Origin of the sequence: Saccharopolyspora oryzae, assembly GCF_027853915.1 — a bacterium.
GTDB classification, from domain to species: domain Bacteria; phylum Actinomycetota; class Actinomycetes; order Mycobacteriales; family Pseudonocardiaceae; genus Saccharopolyspora; species Saccharopolyspora oryzae.
The window spans coordinates 1-7,024 of record NZ_JAQGLA010000156.1 but is presented as its reverse complement, the minus strand read 5'-3'; the positions used below and the strand labels follow the sequence as shown (position 1 = coordinate 7,024).

The 7,024-nt window shown below is 69.8% G+C and carries 6 protein-coding genes; 4 read left to right on the top strand and 2 right to left on the bottom strand.

Features of this window, described 5'->3' with window-relative positions:
- Both OU415_RS37565 and OU415_RS37560 read left to right on the top strand, forming a co-directional pair.
- The coding region (locus OU415_RS37565; protein WP_270954541.1) for an ATP-binding cassette domain-containing protein at window positions 1-1,002 on the top strand (1,002 nt) is incomplete at its 5' end.
- A gap of 263 nt (window positions 1,003-1,265) precedes the next feature.
- On the top strand, window positions 1,266-2,918 hold the full coding sequence (locus tag OU415_RS37560; protein ID WP_270954540.1) for a fatty acyl-AMP ligase: 1,653 nt from the start codon (window positions 1,266-1,268) through the stop codon (window positions 2,916-2,918).
- An 81-nt stretch (window positions 2,919-2,999) separates the two neighbouring features.
- Here OU415_RS37560 and pth read toward each other — a convergent pair whose 3' ends face one another.
- Both pth and OU415_RS37550 read right to left on the bottom strand, forming a co-directional pair.
- Entirely contained in the window at window positions 3,000-3,575 is a 576-nt protein-coding gene (pth, locus tag OU415_RS37555; RefSeq protein ID WP_270954539.1) for an aminoacyl-tRNA hydrolase, read from the bottom strand.
- Window positions 3,576-3,707: 132 nt separating this feature from the next.
- The gene (locus OU415_RS37550; protein WP_270954538.1) at window positions 3,708-4,313 is read right to left on the bottom strand and encodes a 50S ribosomal protein L25/general stress protein Ctc; all 606 of its coding nucleotides are present in this window, start codon (window positions 4,311-4,313) and stop codon (window positions 3,708-3,710) included.
- A 482-nt stretch (window positions 4,314-4,795) separates the two neighbouring features.
- Between OU415_RS37550 and OU415_RS37545 the strand changes: the two genes are divergently transcribed.
- Together OU415_RS37545 and OU415_RS37540 are read left to right on the top strand one after the other, a co-directional pair.
- Window positions 4,796-6,091, top strand: a complete 1,296-nt coding sequence (locus OU415_RS37545) for an Nramp family divalent metal transporter (protein WP_270954537.1) — start codon at window positions 4,796-4,798, stop codon at window positions 6,089-6,091.
- A 91-nt stretch (window positions 6,092-6,182) separates the two neighbouring features.
- Entirely contained in the window at window positions 6,183-6,791 is a 609-nt protein-coding gene (locus tag OU415_RS37540; protein WP_270954536.1) for a malonic semialdehyde reductase, read from the top strand.
- Window positions 6,792-7,024: the final 233 nt, after the last annotated feature.

Here is a 7,024-nt window from a genome sequence, read left to right as displayed (position 1 = left end):
CTGATCTCCGACGTGCCGGAACCGCGCGACTCCGTCGAGCTGCTCGCCTTCGCCAAGCGGCGCCTGGGCAAGACCGTGCTGGAGCTGGAGGACGTCGACCTGCGGATCGCCGACCGGGCCCTGCTGGACGGCGTGACCTGGCGGATCGGCCCCGGCGACCGGATCGGCCTGGTCGGCGTCAACGGCTCCGGCAAGACGACGCTGCTCAAGCTGCTCGCCGGTGAGCGCGAGCCGGACGCGGGCAAGCGCATCGAGGGCAAGACCGTCCGCCTGGCCCACCTCACCCAGGAGCTGCACGACCTTCCCGGCGACTGGCGCGTGCTGGAGGCGATCGAGGACGTCGCCGAGCGGGTCACCCTCGGCAAGTACGAGCTGTCCGCCTCCCAGCTGGGCGAGCGGTTCGGGTTCGGCAAGGGCCGCCAGTGGACGCCGGTCGGGGACCTCTCCGGTGGTGAGCGCCGCCGGCTGCAGCTGGCGCGGTTGCTGATGGCCGAGCCGAACGTGCTGGTCCTGGACGAGCCGACCAACGACCTGGACATCGACACCCTCCAGCAGCTGGAGGACCTGCTCGACACCTGGCCGGGCACGCTGGTGGTCGTCTCGCACGACCGGTACCTGGTGGAGCGGGTGTGCGACAGCGTGCACGCGCTGTTCGGCGACGGCCGGCTGACGCACCTGCCCGGCGGCATCGACGAGTACCTGAAGCGCCGCGAGTCGCTGCTGGAGGCGGAGGACAGCAGCATCGGCAAGCAGGCCACCGACGCGGCGAAGCCGAGCGGGCTCTCGGGCGCGGAGGAGCACGCGGCGCGCAAGGAGCTCGCGCGGTGCGAGCGGCAGCTCGACAAGCTCGCGGACAAGGAGCAGAAGCTGCACGAGAAGCTCGCGGAGGCCGCGACGGAACCGGAGCGGTTGGCGGAGCTGAACGTGGAGCTGCGCGCGCTGCACCAGGAGAAGGACGACGTCGAAGCCCGTTGGATGGAGCTCGCCGACCAGCTCGGCTGAGCTGTCCCGCTGTACCGCCTCTCCGCGATTTTCAGTGGTGGTTGCGATCGGGGGTGGGCTCGCGTTTTCGGGGTTTCTTGTGGCTGGGTTGCGTCACGGTCCCCTGAGGTGCGGTTGGGTGGGGCTCGGGACCCTGCCCTGCGTGGCGATTTCGTGCGAGAGCGCCGAGTGGACCGTGTGGGGGCGCGCCCATGCCGTCGGAGTCCTGGGGGTTGCGCCCGTCTTTTTGTGCAGGTGATCGCGCGGATCGTAAGCTGCGTCACATGAGTCGGTTCGTGGAGACGCTCGTGGCGTCCGCGCAGCGCAACTCCGGGGAGAACGGGCGGGGGCTCACCACCGGCGTGCCCGGGAAGCCCTGGTTCCGCACGTGGGGCCAGGTGCACGACGACGCGCGGCGGATCGCCGGGGCGCTCGAGCTCGAGCCCGGCACCGCCGTCGCGATCCTGGCGGCGGATCCGGGGCTGATCGCGCCCGCGGTGCAGGCGGTGTGGCTCGGCGGCGGCAGCGTGACCATGCTGCACCAGCCGACTCCGCGGACGGATCTCGCGCACTGGGCCGAGGACACGCTGCGCGTGCTGAAGATGATCGACGCGCGCCTGGTGCTGCTGGGGCCTCCGTTCGAGGAGCTCTCCGGTCTGCTGGAGGAGAACTCGATCCCGTACCGGGATCTGGCCGCGCTCGCCTCGGCCGACGCCGAACCGCTGGCCGAACCGGTGGAGGTGGCGGAGGACGCCACTGCGCTGCTGCAGCTGACCAGCGGTTCCACCGCCATCCCGAAGGGCGTGCGGATCACCTACGGCAACCTGCACGCCAACGTGCTGGCGATGGTCGAGGCCGCCGGTCTGGACGCCGAGCGGGACGTCGCGGTGTCGTGGCTGCCGCTGTTCCACGACATGGGGATGGTCGGCTGCCTGACGGTGCCGATGGCCATCGGCATGTCGGCGGTCAAGGCGACCCCGGCGGACTTCCTGACCCGACCGCTGCTGTGGCCGGAGCTGATCAGCAAGTACCGCGGCACCGTGACGGCGGCGCCGAACTTCGCCTACGCGATCGTCGGCCGCCGGATGGCGCGCGCCGACGACGGCGACTTCGACCTGTCCAGCCTCCGCTTCGCGCTCAACGGCGCGGAACCCATCGATCCCGCGGCGGTGCGGACCTTCACCGACGCCGGCGCCCGGTTCGGGCTCAGCCCGACGACCGTGGTGTGCGCGTTCGGGATGGCGGAGGCGACGCTCGCGGTCTCCTTCGCGGAGCTCGGGCGCGGGCTGGAGGTCGACGTCGTCGACGCCGACGCGCTGGAGCAGCGGCGGCGGGCCGAGCCGGTGTCGGCGGACGCCCCGCGAGCGCGGCAGTTCGCGCTGCTCGGCCGTCCGCTGCCGGGGCTGGAGGTCGACGTGGTCGACGACGGCGGGCGGCAGCTGGGGGAGCGCCAGGTCGGACGCCTGCGCATCCGCGGTGCCGCGGTGACGCCGGGCTACCTGACCGTTGACGGTCCCTTGTCCACTCAGGACAGCGAGGGTTGGCTGGACACCGGGGACGAGGGCTACCTGATCGACGGGCAGGTGGTGATCTGCGGCCGCCGCAAGGACGTGATCATCATGGGTGGCCGCAACATCTACCCGGTCGACATCGAGCGGGCGGTCTGCGAGGTCGACGGGGTGCGGGCGGGCAACGCCGCCGCGGTCCGGCAGGAGGCCGGAAGCCGCCGCGAGCGCTTCGCCGTGGTCCTGGAGTCCCGCTTCGCGGGCGACGCGGAAGCGGAGAAGCAGCTGCGCAAGCAGGTCGCGGCCCGAGTCGTCGACGCGGTCGGCGTCCGCCCGTCCGCGATCGTGGTGCTCGCGCCGGGCGCTCTGCCGAAAACCCCGTCCGGCAAGCTCCAACGAGCCGCCACGGCCTCCCTGGTCCCAGCCGAGTGACCGCACGCAACTTCAATGGAAATTGGACGTCCGATTTCCATTGAAGTTGCGGAAGTTCCGGCGGCGTGGGCCGGGCCGGGGTCAGTGGAACTGGTTCTGGGCGGCTTCGAGGCCCTTGGTGGCGACGGCCTCGACCGCGTCGGCGCAGACGTCGATGAAGTACGCCAGTTCCTTGCGCTCGACGGTGGAGAAGTCCTTGAGGACGTAGTCGGCCGGGTCCATCCGGCCAGGCGGCCGGCCGATGCCGAAGCGGACCCGGATGTAGTCGCGGGTGCCGACGGACTTGCTGATCGAGCGCAGGCCGTTGTGGCCGTTCTCGCCACCGCCGCGCTTGAGCCGGATGGTGCCGAACGGCAGGTCCAGCTCGTCGTGGATCACGATGAGGGATTCCGGCGGGGTCTTGTAGAACTTCACCGCGCCGGCCACCGGGCCACCGGAGAGGTTCATGAACGAGCGCGGCTTCACCAGCACCGCGCGGGCCCCGGACAGCCGTCCTTCGACGACCTCGGCGCCGGACTTGTGCGCCTTGAACTTCCCGCCGACCCGATCCGCGAGCTCGTCGGCGACCAGGAAACCGATGTTGTGCCGGTTGCCGGCGTAGCGCGGGCCCGGGTTGCCGAGCCCGACGATCAGCGAAACCGCGTCCGGGGAAGTCACGGTGGGAAGTCTCCTGCTCTAGCTGGGTGCGCGGGGATGCATCCCCATTCTGCGCACCCGTCAGATGGCACGTCGCGCGCTGCCCCACCCTGAAGTGGGACAGCGCGCGGTGCGCCAGACGTCGGGGGAGGGTCAGGCCTCCTCGGACTCGCCTTCGGCGGCCTCGCCCTCGGCGGCTTCCTCGGCCATCGCGGCCGCGGCCTCGGTGACGTTGACGATCAGCAGCTCCGGGTCGGACTGCAGGGTGACGCCCTTCGGCAGCTCGATGTCGGAGGCGTGGAACTGGGTGCCGACCTCGGCGCCCGCGATGGACAGCTCGAGCTGCTCCGGGATGTGCAGGGCCTCGGCCTCGATCTCGATCTCGGTGGTGGCCTGGCTGACCAGGGCGCCCGGGCCCGCCTCGCCGGCGAGCACGACCGGAACCGCGACGGTGACCTTCTCGCCGCGCTTGACCAGCAGCAGGTCGACGTGCTCGATGTAGCCCTTGATCGAGTGGCTGGTGATGGTCTTGGTCAGCGCGAGCTCGCTGCCGCTGCCGGCCACCTCGAGGGTCAGGACCGCGTTGTGACCGTTCTCGCGGATGGCGCGGGCGAACTCGACGGACGGCAGCGACAGGTGCTTCGGGTCGGAGCCGTGGCCGTAGAGGACCGCGGGGATCTTGCCGGCACGACGGGTGCGGCGGGCCGCACCCTTGCCGAACTCGGTGCGCTGTTCGACGGCGATACGAACCTCGGACACGGTGGTGCACTCCTCATGACGTCGGGCGAACGTGAATTGGTCGCTGGCCTCGCGGCGGTGGGACGCGCTGCTGGAGCGAATCGACGCGGTGCCGCAAACGGGCACCCGGGGTATGAGCGACATCAGTGCACCAACCGAATGAGTCGGCGGTCACCGTGCCACCGCGCCGATCACGCCGGGCGAACGTCCCGACCTCGCCGAGGCAACCTGAATAGTCTAAACGGTGCTCGCATAGATGTTTTCGCGCGGGTGACCCCTCGCACGGGACGCTGCGCTGCGGTTGATCAACTCGATGATCGATCCGGGCCCCGGGAACGCGCAGAAGGCACTGGTGGCGGCTGGTCGACGTCGCTGACCAGGGATCGCGGGGATGCTCCGGCGCGGTGGCGCCGGCCACCTGATCGTGTTCGACGTGCGCGGTGAAGTCACGGTTCGGTCGCCGTGATCGATTTCGTCCGAAATTTCGGGTTAGCTTCCCCGGCATGGCTGCTGCAGACGCGAACACCTCGGACGCCACCGCGCCCGAACCGACTTGGCGGGCCAAGATCAAGCAAGTCGGTCCCGGCATCATGGCCGCGGCGACCGGTGTCGGCGCGGGTGATCTGGTCGCCACCCTCGTCGCCGGGTCCCGCTTCGGCTACGCCCTGTTCTGGGCGGTGGTGCTGGGCACGATCTTCAAGCTGGCGCTCGGCGAAGCCGTGGGGCGCTGGCACCTGGCCTCCGGGCGGACCATGCTTGCCGGCTGGCGCACGATGGGCCGCTGGGCGGTCGGCTACTTCGGCGCCTACGCGGTGGTCTGGGGTTTCATCTACGGCGCGACCGCGATGTCGGCCTCGGCGCTGCCGCTGAACGCGCTGTTCCCGGTGCTTCCGGTCAGCGGCTGGGCGATCATCTGCGGTCTGCTCGGGCTGGCGCTGGTGTGGTTCGGCCGGTACGCGCTGCTCGAGAAGGTCATGACCGTCCTGGTCGGCGTCATGTTCGTGACCGTGGTCGGCACCGCGGTGCTGGTCGGCCCGAACCTGCTGGAACTGGGCGAGGGGCTGGTGCCGACGCTGCCGGACGGGTCGGTCGCCTACGTCCTCGGGCTGATGGGCGGCGTCGGCGGCACGATCACCATGGCCGCCTACGGCTACTGGACCTTCGCCAAGGGCTGGCGGACCCCGCGCTGGATGCCGTTCATGCGCGCGGACAACGCCGTCGGCTACCTCACCACCGGGATCTTCGTGGTCGCGATGCTGGTGGTCGGCGCGGAGATCCTGCTCGGGCACGACCTGACCAGCGGCGACAAGGGGCTGCTCCAGCTCAGCGACACGCTGGCCGCCGACTACGGGCAGTGGGCTCGGATCCCGTTCCTGGTGGGCTTCTTCGCGGTCGCGTTCAGCTCGGTGATCGGTGTGTGGAACGGCGTCAGCCTGCTGTTCGCCGACTGGTGGCGCACCTGGCGGCTGCCGAAGGACGCACCGCCGGAGAGCGCGGGCGACTACGACCACAAGGCGGGCATGAACAGCACCGCCTACCGCGTCTACCTGCTGTGGTTGACCTTCCCGCCGATGCTGCTGCTGTTCCTGGGCAAGCCGTTCCAGCTGACCGTGGTGTACGGCGTGCTGGGCGCGCTGTTCATGCCGTTCCTGGCGGGGACCTTGCTGGTGCTGCTGAACTCGAAGACGATGATGCCCGCCGAGCACCGGTCCCGGTGGCTGTCGAACACGATGATGGTGCTGTGCCTGGCCCTGTTCGTCGGTGTGGCGTTCAACGAAATCATCGGAATCTTCGAGTGACCGGGAATTCTTGAAGGTTCAACGAGGTTGTGGTGGGTGGATCCGCCCGAGCGGGGGCGGGTCCACCGCGAACTCATTTGGGAGGACCACCATGACCGCTGTCGACCAGGCGCAGCTCGTGCTCGGCGCTGAAGCGCAGGACCTGCTGTTCCGCGAGGCCCGCACCGCGAACGCGTTCACCGACGAACCGGTGTCCGACGAGCAGGTCCAGGCCATCTACGACCTGGTCAAGTGGGCTCCGACGTCGATGAACCAGCAGCCGCTGCGGATCGTGCTGGTGCGCTCCGAGGAGGGCAAGCAGCGCCTGCTGCCGCACCTGATGGAGGGCAACCGGGGCAAGACCGAGAAGGCCCCGCTGGTCGCGCTGCTGGCCGCCGACACCGACTTCCACGAGAACCTGCCGCGGGTGTTCCCGCACGCCCCGAACGCGAAGGACATCTTCGCCGACGACACCTTCCGCGAGCAGAACGCGAAGCTCAACGCGTCCCTGCAGGTCGCCTACTTCATCCTGGGCGTCCGTGCGGCCGGCCTGGCGGCGGGCCCGATGACCGGCTTCGACGCGGCGGGCATCAACGAGGAGTTCTTCCCCGGCGGCAAGCAGCAGGTCCTGGTCGCGGTGAACATCGGCAAGCCGGCCGACGACGCCTGGTTCGACCGCCTCCCCCGCCTCGACTACGACGAGGTCGTCACCACCGTCTGACCCGACCTCCACCGAGGTTCCCCGGCCTCGTTCCGCGCGCCATGTCCGCAGTTTCAATTGAAACTGTGATCCGCCGTGCCTGGGTTTTGCAGTTTCAATTGAAACTGCACACCCGGGCGTGTCGGGACCCCGGCGTGTCGGGACCTGCGGACCCCGACACGCCGACACCTGTGGACAGGTTCCGGGTCCTGTGGAGAACTTCCGCAAATTCAATGGAAATCGGAGGTCCGATT

Bases quoted from the DNA above. Each gene is read 5' to 3' on its own strand.
- OU415_RS37560 (WP_270954540.1), top strand. From the start codon at position 1,266: ATGAGTCGGTTCGTGGAGACGCTCGTGGCGTCCGCGCAGCGCAACTCC.
- OU415_RS37540 (WP_270954536.1), top strand. From the start codon at position 6,183: ATGACCGCTGTCGACCAGGCGCAGCTCGTGCTCGGCGCTGAAGCGCAG.
- OU415_RS37545 (WP_270954537.1), top strand. From the start codon at position 4,796: ATGGCTGCTGCAGACGCGAACACCTCGGACGCCACCGCGCCCGAACCG.